14 protein-coding genes and 1 tRNA gene are annotated in these 18,980 nt (G+C 60.6%); 8 read left to right on the top strand and 7 right to left on the bottom strand.

Annotated features, from left to right (window positions below; all coding sequences use genetic code 11):
- Positions 1 to 213 precede the first annotated feature (213 nt).
- The 5 genes from BP05_RS10135 (at position 214) to BP05_RS10155 (ending at position 3,485) form a co-directional block, all read left to right on the top strand.
- Complete coding sequence (locus BP05_RS10135; RefSeq protein ID WP_496362990.1) at positions 214 to 888, top strand: hypothetical protein; 675 nt, start codon at positions 214 to 216, stop codon at positions 886 to 888.
- Between the two features lie 566 nt (positions 889 to 1,454).
- Positions 1,455 to 1,970 (top strand): hypothetical protein, encoded by a 516-nt coding sequence (locus tag BP05_RS10140; RefSeq protein WP_496362992.1) that lies wholly within the window; start codon positions 1,455 to 1,457, stop codon positions 1,968 to 1,970.
- A gap of 68 nt (positions 1,971 to 2,038) precedes the next feature.
- Complete coding sequence (locus BP05_RS10145) at positions 2,039 to 2,338, top strand: hypothetical protein (protein ID WP_496362994.1); 300 nt, start codon at positions 2,039 to 2,041, stop codon at positions 2,336 to 2,338.
- A 52-nt stretch (positions 2,339 to 2,390) separates the two neighbouring features.
- Positions 2,391 to 2,882, top strand: coding sequence for a hypothetical protein (locus BP05_RS10150; protein ID WP_496362996.1), 492 nt, complete (start codon positions 2,391 to 2,393; stop codon positions 2,880 to 2,882).
- 87 nt (positions 2,883 to 2,969) lie between these two features.
- Positions 2,970 to 3,485, top strand: a complete 516-nt coding sequence (locus BP05_RS10155) for an HNH endonuclease (RefSeq protein WP_496362998.1) — start codon at positions 2,970 to 2,972, stop codon at positions 3,483 to 3,485.
- 346 nt (positions 3,486 to 3,831) lie between these two features.
- Here the strand turns inward: BP05_RS10155 and BP05_RS10160 are convergent.
- Together BP05_RS10160 and BP05_RS10165 are read right to left on the bottom strand one after the other, a co-directional pair.
- A tRNA-Ile gene (locus tag BP05_RS10160) sits at positions 3,832 to 3,907 on the bottom strand.
- Positions 3,908 to 4,583: 676 nt separating this feature from the next.
- Positions 4,584 to 5,096 (bottom strand): hypothetical protein, encoded by a 513-nt coding sequence (locus BP05_RS10165; RefSeq protein WP_496363000.1) that lies wholly within the window; start codon positions 5,094 to 5,096, stop codon positions 4,584 to 4,586.
- Positions 5,097 to 5,528: 432 nt separating this feature from the next.
- On the opposite strand from BP05_RS10165, the gene BP05_RS10170 reads away from it, so the two are divergent.
- Genes BP05_RS10170 through BP05_RS10180 form a run of 3 tightly spaced genes read left to right on the top strand, consistent with a single transcriptional unit; the run spans position 5,529 to position 7,534 of the window.
- Entirely contained in the window at positions 5,529 to 5,903 is a 375-nt protein-coding gene (locus tag BP05_RS10170) for an HNH endonuclease (RefSeq protein ID WP_496363160.1), read from the top strand.
- Positions 5,785 to 6,600: a GIY-YIG nuclease family protein gene (locus tag BP05_RS10175; RefSeq protein WP_496363002.1), complete on the top strand. Its 816-nt coding sequence runs from the start codon at positions 5,785 to 5,787 to the stop codon at positions 6,598 to 6,600. The genes BP05_RS10170 and BP05_RS10175 overlap by 119 nt, the downstream gene beginning before the upstream one ends.
- A 1-nt stretch (position 6,601) precedes the next feature.
- Complete coding sequence (locus tag BP05_RS10180; protein WP_496363004.1) at positions 6,602 to 7,534, top strand: hypothetical protein; 933 nt, start codon at positions 6,602 to 6,604, stop codon at positions 7,532 to 7,534.
- A gap of 70 nt (positions 7,535 to 7,604) precedes the next feature.
- On the opposite strand, the gene drmC is transcribed toward BP05_RS10180, so the two are convergent.
- The 5 genes from drmC to drmD all read right to left on the bottom strand — a co-directional run bounded on the left by drmC (position 7,605) and on the right by drmD (position 18,969).
- Positions 7,605 to 8,366: a DISARM system phospholipase D-like protein DrmC gene (gene drmC, locus BP05_RS10185; RefSeq protein WP_496363006.1), complete on the bottom strand. Its 762-nt coding sequence runs from the start codon at positions 8,364 to 8,366 to the stop codon at positions 7,605 to 7,607.
- 1 nt (position 8,367) lies between these two features.
- The gene (gene drmB, locus BP05_RS10190; protein ID WP_496363008.1) at positions 8,368 to 10,224 is read right to left on the bottom strand and encodes a DrmB family protein; all 1,857 of its coding nucleotides are present in this window, start codon (positions 10,222 to 10,224) and stop codon (positions 8,368 to 8,370) included.
- Between the two features lie 2 nt (positions 10,225 to 10,226).
- A complete protein-coding gene (gene drmA, locus BP05_RS10195) occupies positions 10,227 to 14,216 on the bottom strand; it encodes a DISARM system helicase DrmA (protein WP_496363010.1) in 3,990 nt (1,329 codons plus the stop codon).
- On the bottom strand, positions 14,216 to 15,487 hold the full coding sequence (locus tag BP05_RS10200) for a hypothetical protein (RefSeq protein WP_496363012.1): 1,272 nt from the start codon (positions 15,485 to 15,487) through the stop codon (positions 14,216 to 14,218). The genes drmA and BP05_RS10200 overlap by 1 nt, the downstream gene beginning before the upstream one ends.
- A 350-nt stretch (positions 15,488 to 15,837) precedes the next feature.
- Positions 15,838 to 18,969 carry a DISARM system SNF2-like helicase DrmD gene (gene drmD, locus BP05_RS10205; protein WP_496363014.1) on the bottom strand — a complete coding sequence of 1,044 codons (3,132 nt, stop codon included), beginning with the start codon at positions 18,967 to 18,969 and terminating at the stop codon, positions 15,838 to 15,840.
- Between the last annotated feature and the right edge of the window lie 11 nt (positions 18,970 to 18,980).

Genomic DNA, 18,980 nt, shown 5'->3' on the forward strand with positions numbered 1-18,980 from the left:
TCACGCGCACGCACCGGGAGTGGAGAGAATGGGAGTTCAACCGAAGAATCGGAGGCGTGGCTGCACGATCAGCGACCGTTACGCGGAAGCCATGGAACGCGCACTTGGCCTGACTCGCCTTCCAACTTCGGGACAAATGCGCCGAACCCTGCTCCCCGGCGGCTGCATCCTGTACCACGTCCCGTTGCAGCGATGGCACAGGAACCGCCACTGATGACCCGTAGCTCCAACCAGAAGTCTCTCCCCCCGCCCGAGCAGTCCACGCCGGGACCGGCAACCGAGTCGAACAGCCTTGCGAAAAGCATGGCCTTCGCTTGCACGTATCCGGAGGGCAAGGCGGCCCGCGTCATCTCCGCAACGGATGCCAAGAGCATTTACGGCGAGCCCGACATGGGTGAATTGGTCCGCAATATCGAACTGCACACAGAACTCGTCAACGCCGGGGAGATGCATCGGCTCGAGGGCATGCTGGTTTCGCAGGCGATTGCGTTGGAAAGCCTTTTCACTCACCTGGCCGAACGGGCGATGGCTCACGCGCAGATCCCCGGATTCGAGGCCAACATGCGCATGGCCCTGCGCGCGCAGAATCAATCACGGGCGACGATTGAAGCGCTGGTCAACCTGAAGAACCCGCCCATCGTGTTCGCCAAGCAGGCCAATATCGCTCACGGCCCGCAGCAGGTGAACAACGGCTCCGCGCCGCAAGACGAAGCCCTCGCGCGTAGTGAATCTAGGAACCAGCCAAACAAAGTATTGGAGCATTCGACGAATGAGTTGCTGGACACCGGAACGAAGGTCAAAGCAGGCCGAGGCCATCCGCCGCTGGAAACCGTGGTCGCAATCCACCGGCCCTCGCAGCGCCAACGGCAAGGCGAAGGTTGCCCGTAATGCCTGGAAGGGCGGCGAGCGTCCACAGCTGCGAGCCTTCTCCAGACAACTCAGGGAACTGAACGCCGCTTTGGTCACGATCCGCTGATCCCGCGGTGGTTCAATCGCTGAAGTTGCTGAGCCTTGGTAGTGGGTACCGACAGGGGAAACATCGTTGCTGCAAGCAAGTAGTCGCTGACGCCGCATGGCAGGTGTCGGCGAACGCATACCGTCAAGTTCTCATGGGGCAGGACCATATGCGCACCTTCACCAAGCCGGACGGGCTGGCCGGCGAATCGAATTAGAATCTCCACGGCCCGGCGGTGAGGCGAATCCCCATCGATTCCAGCGGCTTCCGGTTCCGAGATTTCCCAAAGGCTTCGGAGCGCGACGAGTGGCGACTTACGACCCGTAGCGGACATTCGACCTGCCGACGCGGTCGGTCCGCTTATACGTCGGCTTGTTAGTCGGATGTCGCGCCGCTAATCTGCCGCCGGATCAAGAGGTTGCCGCGGGTCGGTTGTTGCGCTGCCACGGATGTATAACCGGACCCCGGGGTCCGTCTATTAGTTAGTTAGGGGGCAGTCATGGTTCCAGAGTTTATTGATGCGTACTCAGACGATCAGATCTACATCCACATGCTTGAAGGCTTGGTTAACTCAAGTCCTGTCGAGTCCGTTGTGCCAGACAGCATCAAGTACTCATCCTTCGCAAGGCTGTGGGCTGTAATGATGATCGGCGGAGTGGAGTGCATGATTAAGGAGTGGGCTACTAACAATCCCCGACTGCAGGACATCTACGCATACTTTGATCAAGGGCCCAACGAGGGCCGAATTCAGCGACTGGAGAACGCTTTTAGAGATAGGCGCATGCCGGTTGACTCGGAGTTGTTTCAAGACTTCCTCGCAGTCAAGTACATCCGCAACGCATATGTACATGGCGAATGGAACACGGCACAGAGGGCTTTTGTGGAATCTCGCGGCTTTCCAGGGTCTGTAATGCGCTTCAGCAAGGAGCATTACGAGCGGATGAAAGAGTGCTACAACCACGTAATGAACCGCATTGGCATGGTAAGCGTACTGGAGCGGTCAGCTGCCCCCTAACAATTCATTCAAGCCGAAGCCGCTTCGCGGCTCGGCTTAATTCAGGCGTTCGGCCGCAAGGAGCTTTCATGATTCTCAGAGACCACACCAAGTTCCTTTCAGACGGCCCGGTGGTGCAGCCTGCCACGCCGAAAGTAGACCAATGCCTGTTGTTTTTCATGCGTGGCCTTGTGTCAGCACTTGATGCTAGCGGCCTCATAGAATTGGGACCGCGCCTACTGGCAAATAGCTGGCCGCAGAACGTCGACTGCAATCTGGAAGACTGCGTCGCCAAGGCCCTAAACGCCAAATTCGTCACTGGCGACATCGAGAAGCTTTCGGTAACTCCGCTCGGCAGGGAGTTCGTTCGCTCCCACACAGCAGCCTAACAATTCATTCAAGCCGAAGCCGCTTCGCGGCTCGGCTTAATTCAGGCGTTAGATGACTCAGATTATTCCCGCGACGGCCGCTGTGACAAACACCAAGTACGGCAAGAAGCTCGCTGCCTTATCCATGTACGGAAAGGGCAAGGCATTTATTGGCTCGCATTTACTCGTCGCTCGCCAACCCGCTTCAGAGCCAACCGAGTACGTCGCTTTGCATCTACTTGGGCAAGGCGTCGAAGTAACCCTAAAAGCCTTTCTACTGCTTGCCGATTACGACAGGTACGTTGTCCAATTGCGTAAACCGCTGGGTCACAACCTCGTAGCAACGGCGGAGGCGGCTATAAGTGCTTTTGGTTTAAGGCCCATGCAGTCGGTCCTAAGAATCGAACTTGAAGGCGTGAGCAAGCCGTACTCCAAGCATATGCTTCGGTACGGAAACCTCGGAGATATTTTTATTGCGCCATCTAGCATTCATCGCGATCGGGTTCTTCGTCGTATCGCGGCCGCAATAAGACTGGCAGAGCGGGAGTTGGGACGTGCCGGCTAAGTCATCTAACAATTCATTCAAGCCGAAGCCGCTTCGCGGCTCGGCTTAATTCAAGCTGCCATGAAAGGAACTCAGCACTTCTCGCGCATGAACTACAACATTCGCCGGGGTCTTCGCCAGATCGTGGCTCCAGATCACCGCGTTTCAAAGCAGGAGTGGGCATTGGTCCTCGCCGAGTTCGGCAGCACTTGCGCCTACTGCGGCGCCGCTGCGTCGGCGGAGAATCGGGGCATAGTCCCTGATCATCTTGTGGCTGTGACTGATTTTGGAGAGCTGGTGCCAGGTAACATCGTGCCCGCCTGCCAGACTTGCAATGACTCTCGCGGCAACAAACCTTGGCGCACGTTCCTGGTCAACCGATTCCCGGCAGATGCGGCCAGCCGGATCCAGCGCATAGAGCAATATATCGCTGTACACAGCTACGCACCGCGTAGTCCGGAGTCATCCCTTACCCCCGAAGAACTGGCTCAATACAACGCCCTTGTCGCGGAGTGGGAAAGCTTTCTGACGAGGGCCCAAGAGCTTCAGTCCAAGGTTGTCCAACGGCGGTCGCTGGCGGCTAACAATTCATCCAAGCCGAAGTCGCTTCGCGGCTCGGCTTAATTCAGGCGTTGGCGTCCGTCCGCTTCTAGCCGGACCTTCAAGCCTCGGTCTGCTCAGAAATCTCGAGCGCGTCGTCGACCTCGATTCCAAGGTAGCGGACAGTGCCCTCGAGCTTGCTGTGGCCGAGGAGTAGCTGCACCGCTCTAAGGTTCTTCGTCCGCCGGTAGATCGACCCAAAGCGGAGCCTGGCAACGCAGGTGCCGGGATGGCGCTTTGACAGGGCAGTGCTCCCGTATCCAACGCGCCCGCCAAACTCGATCGCAGGGGGCTACTTCCTTGCCTCGTCGAACAGCCAGTCGCGGAGAGCGGCTCGGAAGGCTCGAGCACACTTCGCGGCGGGTGCAGATGGTGGGCCCACCAGGACTCGAACCTGGAACCAAAGGATTATGAGTCCTCTGCTCTAACCATTGAGCTATAGGCCCGCGCGACAAGTTTAGCGAGTGCGCGCCTTGTGTCAGCAAGGGAGTTTGGTTCCCATTAGAAAAACTGGACACGAAAAGGGAATGCTGATGCGGAACGCGCGACTGAGTCCAAGCATGCCCACGGAGGCAGCCATGAACACTCCCGGGGACGTCCTGATTGACCTAGGAACGACCCTAGTAGCCTTCGGCACCGCCCTGCAGCTGGCCGGCACACGGCTGCAGGCGAATCAGCTACAGCCAGCAGACTCTCCGCAAGCGGCCGCCCCTGTTCCCACCGCCCCGGTCACCAGCGGCTTGCCCACGGAAGGCTATGTACGCATCTGGGACATCATTGGCCGAAAAGCCGCCAACGGGCGGCCAGCTATAACTGGAATGATCCCCGTCAGTAGCGCCACTTGGTACGCCGGAGTTAAATCGGGACGCTTCCCGAAGCCCATCAAGCACGGCGGGATAGCTATGTGGCGCGTGGAGGACATTCGGGCTTTGGTCGCCCAACTCGGACGCTAGCCGTCGAACTTACGGGCTTCCGGGTCGAATCAATTCAGGGGGCCGCTGGATGGCGGAAAGCGGACTTGCTCAATCGCAGCAACCCGCCCGATGTGGCACCTGGAGGAGCTAAGACCGGCGTCGGCGCCTCGCCATCGCTCTTGTCACGACGATAGGTTATCGAGCCGGCCTAGACCCTAGCGACGCCGACGGCGCGTCTTGGGCGGTGGGGGTGACACCCATCCGGAAAAGGGGATCGAGCAATTAGCGCATCCGTCCAGCTACTCATCGATGCTCCCGCCCGCGCCTCGATTGGCGCTTCGAGCCAATCCACGTCGATGGCGGCGATGCCGGCGTCGTCCAAGGGGAAGAAGGGACCGTCGGGCTCCGTGAGATACCAGTCACCCTGCAACGCGCCACAGGCGCAAACATTCGCCAGGTACGTCAGACCAGCAGTCTTAGACGCTGCTGGCAGGATCTGCGGCGCACGAGCGTTCCAGGCCGACTGCGTTGCTTCGTCTACGGCCTCTACGTAGGTCAGCAGTGCGCTCTCGTCGACCGCGACCCACTCGTCGCCGTCCTCGTCGCGCTGGAGGTAGGCAGGCACGAGCAGCGCCGACACAGCCATTGGTGCATTACAGGCGTGACAGACAGCGCGTGCCGTCAGAATAGCGAAGCGATCGGCGCGCAGGGTGGGTTCCATGGCAATAGCGTAGCGGACGAGCGCACTGTGGCGTGACCTCAGAGGCCCCACGGCCTGCCCGCCGTGGTCCCGGGGCTCCATGTCGTCGAGCGCTTGTGTGGGGTGTGTTAGCTCCCCGAACCCCCTTCACGGCGCCGGCCGGTGATGACGGCTGGGCGTTGCTCCGATCTGATTAGAGGACAAGCGCCCGACGATCGGTAGGAAGACTCCTCGTTGTTGCGTCGAGATTAGACCGAAGCTATAACCTTCCTGCCGGCTCGGCTTCTAAGCCCCGGTGTTTTGCCTGCATAGCCTGTCGGCTCCAGGTGCCCGTTTCGTCCTCTGTCGAGGCGACGGGAACCCTTCCCTGGAGCCCCTATGCCGAAACTCGCGCGCCTACGCACCCTCGCCTTCCACTCTCAATCAGGCCGCTGCTATTACTGCCAGCGCCCGATGTGGCTCTCCTGTCCTTCCGAGCTCGGATTGCGACCACGCTCTGCTGCACCGCACCGCTGCACGGCAGAACACCTGCTCGCGCGTCAGGACGGCGGACGCGATGTGGCCAGCAATGTCGTTGCCGCCTGCTGGCTGTGTAATGTCCGCCGGCACAAGCGAAAGAACCCGCCTTCACCCGAGGCATATAAAGCGCTGGTGCAGCGGCATGTAGCGAAGGGAAAATGGTGGCCCGCACCAAAGCCCCGGAAGGCACATGCGCCTGTTCGACCTGCTACGGCTTCAAGAGCCCACGTTCGATCCCAGCAAGGCCAAGGTTCATCTGGCCCGGTGGAACGGGATCGATCACCCGATGGATGTCTACAAGCGCGGTGAATTCGACGAGTGGCAGCGGTGGCAGAAGCACCACAACTTCAACTGCGATGTCGTCGTGAGCCTGGTCCATGACCTGCCTCGCTCGCTCTGGCTGTTCGCCGGCCTGTTTCGGCCAACGGGCCACACCTACAAGACCGGAGACAAGCCGCACTTCTTCTACGACCTTGAACGCATCGCGAGCACTCAAGCTCTCGAAGGCCGACTTTTCTGCACCACGGATTACAACGCCCGCCAGTCGTATGTGCTCTGCCGAACTGTTGCCGATATAACCGCTGTCGAACTCCTGGCCGAGAGGGTAAGCGTCGGCACCTTCCCCGGCTACAAGCGGGTGGATATCAGCAAAGACGAACTGGACATCCTCCTTCGCACCGGCACGGAGTCCTGGCGCACGGCACTTTCGAGCGTCAAGGGGATCTACCTGATCACTGACACGAAGACCGGCAAGCTCTATGTCGGCAAGGCCGATGGCGAGGGCGGTATTTGGGGCCGCTGGTGCATGTATTCGTCCACCGGTCACGGCGGCAACAAGGCATTGGTTAAAGAGTTGGGTTTGAAGGCCAACGAGCGCCATGAGTACTTGCGGTTCTCCCTGTTGGAGATTGCGGACCTGCAGTCCTCGCCCGGCGAGATCGATGCGCGCGAAAGCCACTGGAAGAGGATCCTCATGACCCGCACTACTGGCTACAACCTCAACTGATATGCACACGCTGGACGCCAACTTGTGGGACTGGAAGACCCGGCCCACCACCGACGCCGAGTTCGAAGCCATGATGGTCTCGCTGGATGCATTCCTTGCCGCGCGCGAAGTGCTGCCGCACCAGCGCTCCTTCGCCGGCAAGGCGCTTGTCGCCAGGACGCTCCACCTCTCGGCCCCTCTCATGGGCTCGATCCTCGGCATTGGCGCCGATGAGTCCGACCCAACCTTGAAACGCGTCTCGGAGTGGTTTCAGGCCGTTTACAAGAAGCGTTTCAACCCTCACTTCGACGCCCGATCCTTTGCGTTCGATCTCCGCGGCACGCTCTGGCGCATGAATGTCGGCGTCATCTTTGGCGCCCCGCCGATCTTTTTGGACAAGGATTGGAGCAATACGGGCGGCCAACCCATAAAGAGGTCATTGAATCTGATCCACGGCATCGAGGATTTCACTCCGGCTTCTGCCGCGAGCCTGTCGTTAGCCGAGTTCGATGCAATTGACGCCTCAATTCGCCTCGGAGTCCCCGCGCTCAATGCGATGGATGATTTCACTGGGCATACGATGTTCGATCTGGCTAGGCTCGATTTCGCACACAGCGTCGATGCCCTGATTTCGGGCATCGCGTGGAGCAAGGCTTGGTGGGAAACGGCACAGACGGCCGAGAAGATCATGAAATGTCTTCTGAAGATGGAGAACCATCCAGACCTGGACAGAAAAAAGGGGCACATCATCCCTTACGTTGGAAGGGCCTTCGGCGACCACTTCGCAGTCACGCTCCCTGCCGATCTCCTGCAAGCCATCGACTGCAAGGCGGATGTTCGCTACGGCGATGTAGAGGCAACGCGCGAGGATGCCTTCGCCGCGCATGTGGCACTGTTGAAGCTTGTGCCGCTCTTGGCCGAAGCCTACAACAACCGTCCTCGTCGCTCGCCCTGAAATGAAAAGCCCTGAAAGCGGGGACGAGAAGCATCACTGCAAACAGCAGGGCCCTCAACTTCACTCAAACTCATACGGGAAGAACTATCTTCGTGTCGACCAGTGATCGCAGATGGTCATCCAGAAGCTTAGGGATGTGTCCACCCGAGATTAGCACTCCAGCCTCCATGTTCTTTTCCATCGCATGCCCAGTAAGGTTCGCACTGGTTATGAAACAAACCATACCGTCGGCAACGGCGACTTTGGCGTGGACGCGCCCGTCGGCGAAAGGGATCGCTTTGTCGCGCCAAGCATATAGTCGGGCGTAAGGAACCAGCACTCTCATCTTGCCTATCACATCGAAGCCGATACTACCCCCGTGGTCCTGGGACAACTCAAGCAACATCGAGATGGCGACCCCACGATTGATCGCGGCATTCAATGCTTTCACGACGGCAGCGACGTCATAGGCCACAAAGCTGGTGATGAACAAACTTCGCTCGGCGGCGTTGAGGACCTGAAGGAGAGCCTGTTCCGTTCGACGCGCCGAGACGAACGGTGTCGTCGGACCGGTCCAGACAAGCTCGGTGGACTGCTGGGAAGCGGTCTTGGCGAATACGTGGCTGGCTGCTAGCAGCATCGACGCGAGTTCATCGGCACTGATCGTGGTGGCTCGCCAGGCGGCGATAAGCTGATCCAACAATGCCGAAGCCGTGGGCGTACCGACGAGCCCCGACAGTGCTGTCGTGGCCTGACTAGATTCGGTTTGACGAATCCGCGATGCGACGGCCCGGATCTTTTCTGGAGGCACTAGGCAGGCCACAGCTGTGACAGCTTCCAGCAGCTTTTCCATGTCACAGCCCCGCGAAGAACTCGGCATCCCCTCGTTCGAGGGTCTGCACCAACAACGATCTGTCGAGGTAACGATTGCCCCGCTCGCAGGAGGTCTCGGCCACCAAGCTGCATGCATGGCAGGCCGCAGCATGGAGCGAGCGATCCTTTGCAGGGTCATGCTCCGAGCAGAGTGGATCGGACGAACAGATCTTCGATCGGTTCAGCGCCTGCCGGAGCAGTCGGCCGAGGTTTTCCGGCTTGCCCAGATCGACGAGGCCACCCAGCGTGCCATCGGAATCGGCGGCCGCCGTATAGATGAGGATGCCAGCCTGAGGATTTGCGCTCGATGCGTCGGCGTAAATCCGTTCGCGGATGCTCGCAGCGTTGTAGCCGCATTCCAGTGCGAGTTCGCGGATGAGCAGGTGGGACAACGTGTGGAGCATGGCGTACCGGATGCCGGGGTAGCCCCCGTTCGGGTCGAGGTGGCGCGAGTTTCGCCATCCACGATGGCCGCCTTCTAGCATTCGATCGACGTGCTTAACGCCATTGCTGGCTTCCCATGACCGGAGCGCCGCTTCGTCGAACTGGATGAAGATGCCCTCGCCGTGAACCTGATTCGCCGGAACCCAATCCGGCTTACGGCGCGCGAGGCCCGCCATCTGCGGGCGCTCGTTCGGATCGCTTGACTCCTCGGGCGCTTCAACACGGGTGAAGCCCAGCAAGGCATTGACCTCGCGCAGCCTCTCCAGCAGTAGCACTCTACCGATTCGGTCCTCGAAGCCGGGTGGCGTAGCCACCTTCTTGCTCATGAAGTGCGGGTAGTCGGCAGGCGGATTGGCCGCCGTCAGCACTTCCCACTCCGGCCCCTTGATGTCGGTCTCGCCGACGATCTCCAGTCCACCTCCCTTGCGATGAGCTTCGATGGCCGCCCAGATGTCCGATGCCGGGTACTTGTCGATGCCCGGCAAGGCTCCAGTCTTCTTCAACGCCTTCACCGTCACGGCGACCGCAGCCTCGGAATCCAGATCGTCGAAGAACTCCCAGCCGTCCTGAATCAACTGGCCGAGCGGGTCTTTCGCCTGCGGAATGGCGAGCGCAGACAACGTGATCGGGAACCAACTGTTCGTCGAACCCAGCAGGACGGCCCGCGCCTCCTCATCGCACTCCTCGTCGAAATGATCAAGGTGGGGATGCCTGCCTCGGCAACTCGGCAGGTTTTCCTTCCCGGCCTTGCCGAAGGCGTGCGCCATGCTGCGCGACGCGCCGCATCCATCACATTTCACCCACAGATTCTCGGTCTGCAACGAGGCACCGCTCTCGAAGAAACGCAGCGTAGCCATGCATGAACTGTTGCCCCCGTGGACGAAGTAGCGCCAAGGGAAGTCGTCGAGGTGGCCGTCGCGGCAGGCCAAGAGGAAACGCGCCGGAACGGCATCTGCATCCTTCGCGGGCTGGTCGCCCTTGGAGCCACGGCATCCTTTGTGGACGAAGCGGGTTCGCTCCGGACGGAAGCGGTTTTCCTTGATCTCGAACAGCCCCGCGTCGAAGGCCGACAGCAGCCCGCACTTGACGCACCGCATCCAGCGCGGGAACGGACGAACGGGGACACCGATGTTCGCCTCCGCCGACCACGGATCAACGAGTTCGCTCTTCTGGAACGGCGGCACGCGCAGGTTCTCTACCTGCGGGCCGAGAACTTTGCGGACGGCGGCAAGCAAGCGTGGCTCTGCGATGGGCTGGCAGCGATCCTTCTCCCACTGGTCGATGCCCAGCGTCACCACCGAGAGGCTCGGCAGATCAATCAACGCTCCCGGCCCGTATGTCCAGAGCAGTTGACTGGGGCGGACTTCCCCGACGGGTGTTCTATTGGTGGTCATGGTCAGTCCTCGTCCTTCGGCACCGGCCGCGGCTTCCAGTCGTGGTCGTCCGAGATGTGTCCCGTGTTCATGATCAGGCGCACGCCCGGCTCCACCTCGCGCATCGACATCGGTACCGTCCAGTTGTCCCACGCATGGATGCCCGGCGACTTGACCAGCCCGACCATCGTCGCGGCCTGCGCCCCTCGCTTCTCGTAGGCCAGCGTGCGACCTGGCACGCCAACTTCCTTCGCCCATTCGTCCGCACGTTCCTTCAGCTCGCGCTCGGCCAGATTCTTGATGGCGGGCGTCTCGCTGACGTTCCATGCCCGCCTCACCAGCACGTCGATGGCTTCGGTGATTTCGGCCTTGTCGGACTTGTCCAGCTCACCTGCCCCCACGTTCGGGCTGAAGGCGTCGTTCTCCAGACGCATCAAGGAGAGGAGCGCGCCGGTCAGGCCGCGATCCATCGCGCGCGGCGAGAAAGGCGTCACCGACTGCGCTTCCACATGCTTGTAGAAGGTCGCGTGGTAATGCTCGAAGGTCTCGTAGTGCGAGAGGTCGCGCGGACGCGCCCATGTGAGCACGGTGCAGACCAAACCGGGGAAAGAACGGCCCACGCGGCTGGTGGCTTGGATGTATTCCGCCGTGCCCTTGGGCTGACCGTTCACCGCCATCAGGCCCAAGCGATTCACGTCCACGCCGACCGACAGCATGTTGGTCGCCAGCACCACGTCGATGGCGCGCGTGTCGCCCTCGCTCCATTTCGTTACGTACTTCCCGGCGGCTGCATCGAGCGCGACCTTGAACTTGATCTCCAGATCGTCGAGGTACTTTGGGATGTCCTGGCTGGAGACGCGCGAGGTCAGCTCACGGATGTTGTTGACGCTGCGCTGCGCTAGCGCGGGGCGATCGACCATGCTCATCTGCACGCGATAGGAACGAGTCTGCACATCGTCCTCGGCCAAACGCCGCATCCCGCCCAACTCGCGCAGCGAATTGAAGTAGCCGACCATCGTCATGTATGGATCGGCGGGTTCGCCGAAGCGATCGAACAGGGCTTGGGCGGCGGTGAGGAAGGCGGTATAGACGCGGATCAGCATCGCGGGCCGCGAGCTGCCGGGCGAGCACACGCCAAGATAGCGCCGTCCGGGCCGGTCCTCGATCGGACGCTGCACCGAGAAGTAGTTGTCCTCCACGTCCAAGCCGTGCGGCGGGAACACCGACACGCGCCGCATGAACACGTTGTTCACCTGTTCCTTGGCTTTGCGCACCGTCGCCGTGGACGCGACGATCTTCGGCTTGACCGTTTTGCCATCGAGCGTCCAGCCACTCAGTTCATCGACAGCGGATTCGTACAGCCCGACCATCGTGCCCAGCGGGCCGCTGATGAGGTGGAACTCGTCTTGGATGATCAGATCGGGCGGCCGGATTGGCGCGATGTTCTTGACCTTGACCGCTGGCGAATTCTTCGATGCGGTGTGAGTGCCCGTGCAATCGCAGCCAGGCCACAGCAGACCGTGGCGATCGCATTCCTGACTCACGCGACCGAACAGCGTGCGAACCTGACCGCGCCACGCCATCATGGCGAACTTGTCCACGGTGGCGATCATCATCGTCGGCGGGCGGTGGTAGATCTCCTCGTCTACCGTCAGCACAGGGATGCCGGGGTGCGGCAGATTGCTCGACCTGCCGCGAGAGAACGTGCAACTGCTCTTTTTGTCACCGCAGTAAACCACTGTTCTACCGCGATCCTTATCTACAACGACATCTTTACCGGGATCAATTGCGGAGCCACACCAAGGACAACTGGTTAGCTGAAGTGGTGAAGTACGTCCTGCTTTGTTCTTTCCTGAATCACGTAGAGCTTGAATGGCGTAGTGACTTTCCTCGGTCGTGCCCGGCGTCACCTTGTTGCCGACCCACAGTCCGATGGTGAAAGGCTCCTTGCCAAGTGACTCATCACCTTGAACGCGAGAATCTCGCCGAAGCTTTTCCATCGCGCAGATCAGCGCGGTGGCTCGCTGGAACTGCTGCAAGGTCAGCAGGCGCAGCGTGTAGCGCATGATCACGGCCAGACCGCGCGAGCCGTCGTAGCCGCCGAGCTTGCCTTGCAGACGGCGGATCGCCATCGTGAACGCCGCCACGCCCAGATAGGCTTCGGTCTTGCCGCCGCCGGTGGGAAACCACAGCAGATCGGCGTGAGCTTCCATCGGTTGCACGCGATCCGGATGCGTGGGGTCGGCCAGCGATGGGATCGACAGCAGCAGGAACGCCAACTGAAACGGACGCCAGCTCCGGTTCTTTGGCTGGTCGAACTGATCGACCGTCACGTCACGTCCACGCCGCACTTCGAGCGCGTACTGACTCCGCACGCGCTGGATCGCCATCGCCCGATTGGCGAAGCGGAACGCGGACAGCGCCTTTTCGTCGTTCTTCAGCGTGTCGATGCCCTGCTGCAAGCGCGTCTGGATTTCCTTACACCGATCCAGCGCCTGCGCGGCCTGCACGTCATATCCGACTACGTCCTCGCCGATGCGCTCGCGCTGCTCCGCGATCCACGCCGCGTAGTCCTTCGTCAGCACGTTCAGGGCATCGACCAATTCAGTGACGCCCAGCGTGGCGAGTCGCTGCATGTCGAGCAGACCACTCGCCACCATCTCCTTCATCGCCGGACGGTCAGCGGGGTCGAGGCCCGGCGTTTCCGTGACCTGCACTTCGTACTGCGGCAACACGGCAGTGCGGACCTCGGTGGCCAGCGTCACATCGTCCGCCGTCTCGGCGTGGACGGCGACGCCATGCCCGACCGCGAACTCCACGCGGTTGCGATAGATCATCTCCAGCGATTCGCGCTCCGGATCGTTCCCGTCGGCGTCCAGCACGGGGCGGCGGCGGAAGATGGCGCGCTTGGAAGCCTCGGCCTCCGCGCGCACGATCAACTCCGGCTGGAACAGCCACGCCGTGTCGCGGTTGCTGTCGGGTTCCTCTTGCGCGTTGATCAGGAACAGCGTCACCAAGCGATCGCCGTTGGCGTTCTTGGCGCGGACAGAACCCTGTATGCGCACCGCCGGACGGCTCGCGTCTGGTGCCTGATGAGGAATCACGCCTTCGGTGAGCGGTAGCACCAGCTTTCCGCCGCAGGGAATGCGCCGCCAGACCTTGACCTTCTGCCCATTGGGCCTGGTCAGCTCGTGTTCCTCGTTGGGCACGCGCTCGTAGCTGCCCCATTGCGCCTCGACCTCGATGCGCTCGGCGTCGCCATCCACGCAGAAGGTCATGCCGAAGCTGCTAGGCACCAGCGACTGATTGCTGGCGGCGTCGATCTCGTCCGAACTGTCCGATTCGGGTTCCACCCGTCCGGTCGCCGTGCCGAACTCGGCACCGGGTTCGTGCTGGCCGGGCACGATGGGGTCGGTGGGCTCCTCGACCTCGTCCTCGGCCAACGGACCTTCCAGCCCTTCGATGCCACCTGCGGCATCCTCACGCGGTGCCAGCTTGCCAACCAGATAGCGGTCGCGCACGCTCATGTCCACGATGCGCTCGTGCGGGCCGCCCGCCGGGCCGAGCAGGTCGTCCACCACGGCCAGTTGCAGCAGTTCGCGGACGTAGGCCCGATCCTCGACCGGCGGCACGCCGCCGACGGTCTGATGCAGCGCCGTGGACAAGGCCGCGACGAACTCTTCCCACTGGATGCGCCCCACGTTTCCCGACGACGAGGCTAACGAAACACTGGCGACCGACAGCGGGGCATCGGTGGCGGACAGCCGGTCGAAGAAGATCATGGTTGTTTCGAGGTCGGAGCGGAGCCGTAGCACACGCCCGGCGCGGACGATCTCCCCGGCGGGGTTCAGCACGAGCACCCAATCGTCCTCGGCGATGGCTTGGTAAAGGGAACGCTCGCCTTTCAAGACGAGGGTGTTAGGCGCGAGCCAACGATCGGTGCCGAGTCCATGATCGACGGCGATCCATGCGTTGGGATGGCTGGCCGTCCCCGTGTTGGAATCATTATTCATCATCGGTCTCCATACAGATCCGCGTGATCGACACGTTCCTTCGTGCCCTGGGTGATTGGCTCGATGTCACGATGTGGGACGACACGAGCGATGTTCTCGGCATCCTCCGTCAACCCGAACGCCACGGTCAGCCTGCCGCCTGCTTCGATATGTCTCACATTTCCAGAAGTTGGAGTCAATTCGATGAGTCGGAAGTGCTTCGTAGAACCCAGTTGCCGCTCCACTCGCAACCTCACTTCGCTTTCCACCACCTCGATGGCTTGGCGATACTGGACGCAATTCGACCCACCGCCAGTGACGAATACTGGCAAGCCATCTCGCCAAGCCGCACTACGCGGGTCTCCCCGTGCGTTGGTGCGAGTCCCATCGATTACTCCGAAAATGCTGTGCGCGACTTGGCCTACGAACACCTCATCGACCGCAACGACCTCATCCAGAGGTTTGCCATTTCGATGCCCAAATTCATCGGCAGATTCAACGGACGATGCGTCGTTCCACGAAAGATCGAGGTCGAGTCTGGAATGACGGTTGTGGCGCAGATAGTGAGTTCCGAGGGGGCGAACCGCTGAAAAGAAGATTGGGATAATTGGCAGTGATGCCCGATCATTTCGCATGACGACATTGAACGTCGCTACGTCGAGGGTGGCAGCACCGATGTCAATCAGTGCGTGCAGCCCTTCCTTCAGCTGCGGCGACCCCAGATACCCGGCGATTTGAGCGACGAACTCCGGTACAACACCCGGTTCTACCTCCAGACCAATGTCCGTGTCGTCGTCCTTCCACGCGGCCTGGATGTCGGAATCGCAGAGATGTTCCCGAGTCGCCAATTGCCAAGCGGTTCGAGCAATTCGCCGAAACACTTGAACGACCTTGGGGTTCTCATGCGGTTCGGTGGGGCAACCGATATTCAGTTCCCAGCGCAGCGATCGCCCTGCAAGTTTTCGTCCAATCTCCGTGTTCCGGTACAAGAATGCTCTTGCGTAGCGGATGACCAACGCCAGATACGCCACGCTGGGTATGGGACACTCATCCGTTCCAGCCATCTCGATGACCGGGAGCTTGAGATTCCCTTCGATATCGGCCTCGGTGAGCCGCTGCCAACAGTACTCGCCATCCGGCGCGCGAACGACGAAACCGGGCACCACATAGCGCCCCGTCTCCGAATCGTCCCCCGTGACAGCAGGCCATTCGATGGGCACCAGATCGACGCCCGCTCGAATCGCTACTTTCGTAAAAGCGGTTCCAAAATCCACCCCGATCCTGACGACCATGGGTGTCGATCTTTCGCCCTGGTGCTCGGGATGCTGCAACGATCTACCGGCGTCACTCCATACCGGCATGACCAAAGAACATCCACCATCCATGCGAGGTCTGAAGGGCGGCGGTATCGGCCTGCTGGGTCGTGCCGTGGGCCTATCGGCAGGCACCTCGACTGTGTCTAACGGGGCGGACTGCCGAACGGGATCTCGGGCAGGCTGGCTCTTCGGGATCGAACGGTCCCCGGCCAGCCAAGACGGTGGTGGCTCGAAATCAATCTTGGGTGGCTCATCACCTCGCTCTTTACCACGTCCCGACTCGCGCAACTCGGTTTTGAGATCTCTCAGTTGCTCTTTCCAGCCCTTCAAGGACGACCTCCCGCAGGCACCACATCCACAAGCAAGACGCAGATATCGCGCGTTTCAGCTGAAAAGGCTTGGCTCTTGCGTGCCAGCGTCGCTCGGCGGGTTTCCATTCGGGCCAGAAAATCTTCCATCTTCTTGCGCTCCGCATTCGCCAAACCCTTGCGTCGTTTGCCATCCGGGCTACTTCCATACTGCGATGCATAGTATTCGTGGCTACTGATCCGCTTCTCGAAGCCCTCACGTTTCTTGCGAATGTGGTCGTCCAGTAGCTGCGAAAGCACGTCGGTGCGGTCTCGGTTCTCGCGCCATTTTTCATCCTTGATCGCCTTGTACCGATCCCTCAGCAGTTCCTCGCATCGCTCTGCGGCGGTCACCCCTGCTTCCGGAGCGACATCGACCGCCACCGTCGGCCAGTCGTCGCCCGATTTCCTGACCGAGTCGAGCAAGGCTTCCGCCAACCGATCGTCGAGGGGCGGCTCACGGTCGAGCGGTATGGCGGCGACCAATAGATGCTCCTCCTCCTTCACGCCGGAAAAACTTGCCAATCGGGTCATCAGCGCATATTGACCCACGTCGACGCCTTCGGTGGCAACTCTGGCCGCGTAGAGCGGAAAGGGATCCCCGCCCCCTTCGGCCTTGCGCGACAGGAAGCGAACGATCGGGTGGAAGCGATGAACGATCTCCTCGCCGGGTTTGGGCTTGTCGGTGATCCTGTCGGTGAAACGACAACGCTTCGTCTGGCCAGAAGCAAGACCAGTCTTCCCGACCAGATTCTCCCGCCTCACGAACTCATCCAACTCCGCAGCAAAGCCGGGACTCAAGCCGATGTCGAACGTGTCGGGATCACCATGTGCCGCCCCGAGCCGACAACCGGGAACGTTCCGGAGGCAGCCATCGACGTATCGGATCAAATCATGACGGGTGACAATCTTTCCATCGCCGCGTGCCGCTTCGATCTGCCCCAGCAACTGCTGACCGTGAGCCACCAGTTGGATCGCCTCTCGCTCCAGTTCCTCCTGTTTGCGCTTGGCATTCTCGATCGCCAGCGCCACTTCCTCGATCAAGCGCGCTTCTTCTTCGACGGTCAGATGTTTCGACAATAAAACGTCTTCGAGCTTTCTGACTTGACCGATGATTTCCTCCGTTTCCCCCAGGGTGCTCTCGAAAACACCGATGCGCTTGGCCAATCTCCCAAGAATGAGCGCATCGATAGTGTCCTTGTGAACGAAGTTCCACACCAAGATGCGCTTGGACAGTTGCCCGATGCGATCAATGCGCCCAATCCGCTGCTCGATGCGCATCGGGTTCCATGGCAGATCGTAGTTGACGACGAGACGGCAGAACTGCAAATCCACGCCCTCGGCAGCGACGTCCGTGCAGACCAATACACGGCAATTCCGATCCTCGCGGAAAGCAGAGATCACGGCTTCCTTGTCGAAGTCTGCGCCACCCATCAACAATCCGGCCTCCACGTTCTCGGCGGAAAGTCGCTCGACGAGATAGCGTGCCGTGCCGCGAAAGGTAGTGAACACGATCGCCTTGGAATCCCGGTCCTCGGCCATGAATCGCTTGAATGCTTTGGAAAGCTCGGCGAACTTCGAGTCGTTTCTGCTCAGATCGGAAAACCCGAACTTTGGCAGCGTTCTGGTAGCCAGCCAGCGTTTGAGGCCCGATGTCCTTTCGGCCAGCTTCTCCTCGTCTTCGTCGACCTCGTCCATCACCGCCGCCATGGCATCGGCGTCGAGTTCGTCGTCGCGCCAAGTCCGCAACAAGGCAGCCGGACAGGACGCGACCATCCGCTGTGGCGTGGAGAGCAAGAAGCCGTGCTCGATGCCATTGGCCAGCGCATACTCCCGCGTTCCTTCGGTGATCGCCTGATAAAGCTCCCCCTCCACTGGCGACATTTCCGCCTCGAACACGGTCGGGTCACGCAACACCCGATCGGCCTGCACTTCCCGTTTGCGCGTGCGGCTGACGATGTGCGCAAGCAAGTTGAGCCGTTCGAGTTTGGCAGCGATGTCGATGCGCCTGGCGTTCGTCCAGTCCTTGATCGACTCGGCTTCCTCAATCAAACGATCGACGCGCTCGGATCTCTCGAACCATCGTGACGACTCGATTTCGCGGATTGCCGCCATGATCTTGTCGGCATCGCTCGCCGGATCACGCACGACGTCACTCGCGGCAATCACCGGGCGGTTGGCGTTGACGACGTTTCGGAAATCATCTGGATGCTCGAAATGATCTGGGTCGAGCAATCGCAATACGTTGAACAAGTCGTCCGAGCCAAGATTGATCGGCGTAGCCGAAAGCATCAATTGGTGCGTGCTGACATCTCTAAGCAAGCTACCCGTCCGCCATGCGCCCGTTTCTTCGTTGCGCATGTAGTGCGCTTCATCGAAGATCACCAAGTCGAGCAGCGGTTCTTGATCGGCATGGAAGTAGAGCAAATCGGCAAGTCGGGCGCGAACCGACCGCTTGGGCGTATCGCTCTTGGTCGAATCCCAATCACTCGGAACCCGGATGCCTTGGTAGCTGACAATCCATGCGCGTTCCCGATGCTCTGCCGAATCCAGTTCTTGACGCAACGTTTCCGCATCGACGATGCGAGCATCCAGACCGAAGCGTGACGAAAGCTCGAACCGCCACTTCTCCCGAAGCATCGCGGGACACACCACCAACAGCCGGCGCATGTCGTAGCGGGCGCGCAGTTCAGTCCAGATCAATCCCGCTTCGATCGTTTTCCCTAGACCCACTTCGTCCGCAATCAGCAGGCCGTTGACGGGTGAATCCAGCAGTGTCAGCAACGGCTTGTATTGATGCGGGTAGAAGTCGGTCTGGGTCAGACCCATGGCGTAGACGACGTTCGACAGACGCCCTGCCAGATGGATATGCGTCAGCAATTGGCGAAGATCGTCCACTCGTCCGTAACGCTCCTCACGAATCAGTTCCAGAGGATCATCACCGCCCGCGTCAGCCTCAACTAACTCCTCCTCGTAATGCCAGTCCAGGCGGCCATTCCAGTTCACTCGATGCTGAGAGCCGGATGCACGCGCACGGGTCTGATCGGTGACCGTGCCGATCTTGGCCGGGTCATCGATATGGCGGACGAGTTGTCCTGGACTCCATGGCATACGTATCACTC

The organism is Lysobacter oryzae DSM 21044, from assembly GCF_059568595.1.

What these genes read in the sequence shown, in the direction of transcription:
- BP05_RS10145 (WP_496362994.1), top strand. Translation starts at nt 2,039, where the DNA reads ATGATTCTCAGAGACCACACCAAGTTCCTTTCAGACGGCCCGGTGGTG.
- BP05_RS10150 (WP_496362996.1), top strand. Translation starts at nt 2,391, where the DNA reads ATGACTCAGATTATTCCCGCGACGGCCGCTGTGACAAACACCAAGTAC.
- drmC (WP_496363006.1), bottom strand. Translation starts at nt 8,366, where the DNA reads ATGGAAAAGCTGCTGGAAGCTGTCACAGCTGTGGCCTGCCTAGTGCCT.
- drmA (WP_496363010.1), bottom strand. Translation starts at nt 14,216, where the DNA reads ATGAATAATGATTCCAACACGGGGACGGCCAGCCATCCCAACGCATGG.
- drmB (WP_496363008.1), bottom strand. Translation starts at nt 10,224, where the DNA reads ATGACCACCAATAGAACACCCGTCGGGGAAGTCCGCCCCAGTCAACTG.
- BP05_RS10200 (WP_496363012.1), bottom strand. Translation starts at nt 15,487, where the DNA reads ATGGTCGTCAGGATCGGGGTGGATTTTGGAACCGCTTTTACGAAAGTA.
- BP05_RS10155 (WP_496362998.1), top strand. Translation starts at nt 2,970, where the DNA reads ATGAACTACAACATTCGCCGGGGTCTTCGCCAGATCGTGGCTCCAGAT.
- BP05_RS10170 (WP_496363160.1), top strand. Translation starts at nt 5,529, where the DNA reads ATGTGGCTCTCCTGTCCTTCCGAGCTCGGATTGCGACCACGCTCTGCT.
- BP05_RS10140 (WP_496362992.1), top strand. Translation starts at nt 1,455, where the DNA reads ATGGTTCCAGAGTTTATTGATGCGTACTCAGACGATCAGATCTACATC.
- BP05_RS10135 (WP_496362990.1), top strand. Translation starts at nt 214, where the DNA reads ATGACCCGTAGCTCCAACCAGAAGTCTCTCCCCCCGCCCGAGCAGTCC.
- BP05_RS10180 (WP_496363004.1), top strand. Translation starts at nt 6,602, where the DNA reads ATGCACACGCTGGACGCCAACTTGTGGGACTGGAAGACCCGGCCCACC.
- BP05_RS10165 (WP_496363000.1), bottom strand. Translation starts at nt 5,096, where the DNA reads ATGGAACCCACCCTGCGCGCCGATCGCTTCGCTATTCTGACGGCACGC.
- drmD (WP_496363014.1), bottom strand. Translation starts at nt 18,969, where the DNA reads ATGCCATGGAGTCCAGGACAACTCGTCCGCCATATCGATGACCCGGCC.
- BP05_RS10175 (WP_496363002.1), top strand. Translation starts at nt 5,785, where the DNA reads ATGCGCCTGTTCGACCTGCTACGGCTTCAAGAGCCCACGTTCGATCCC.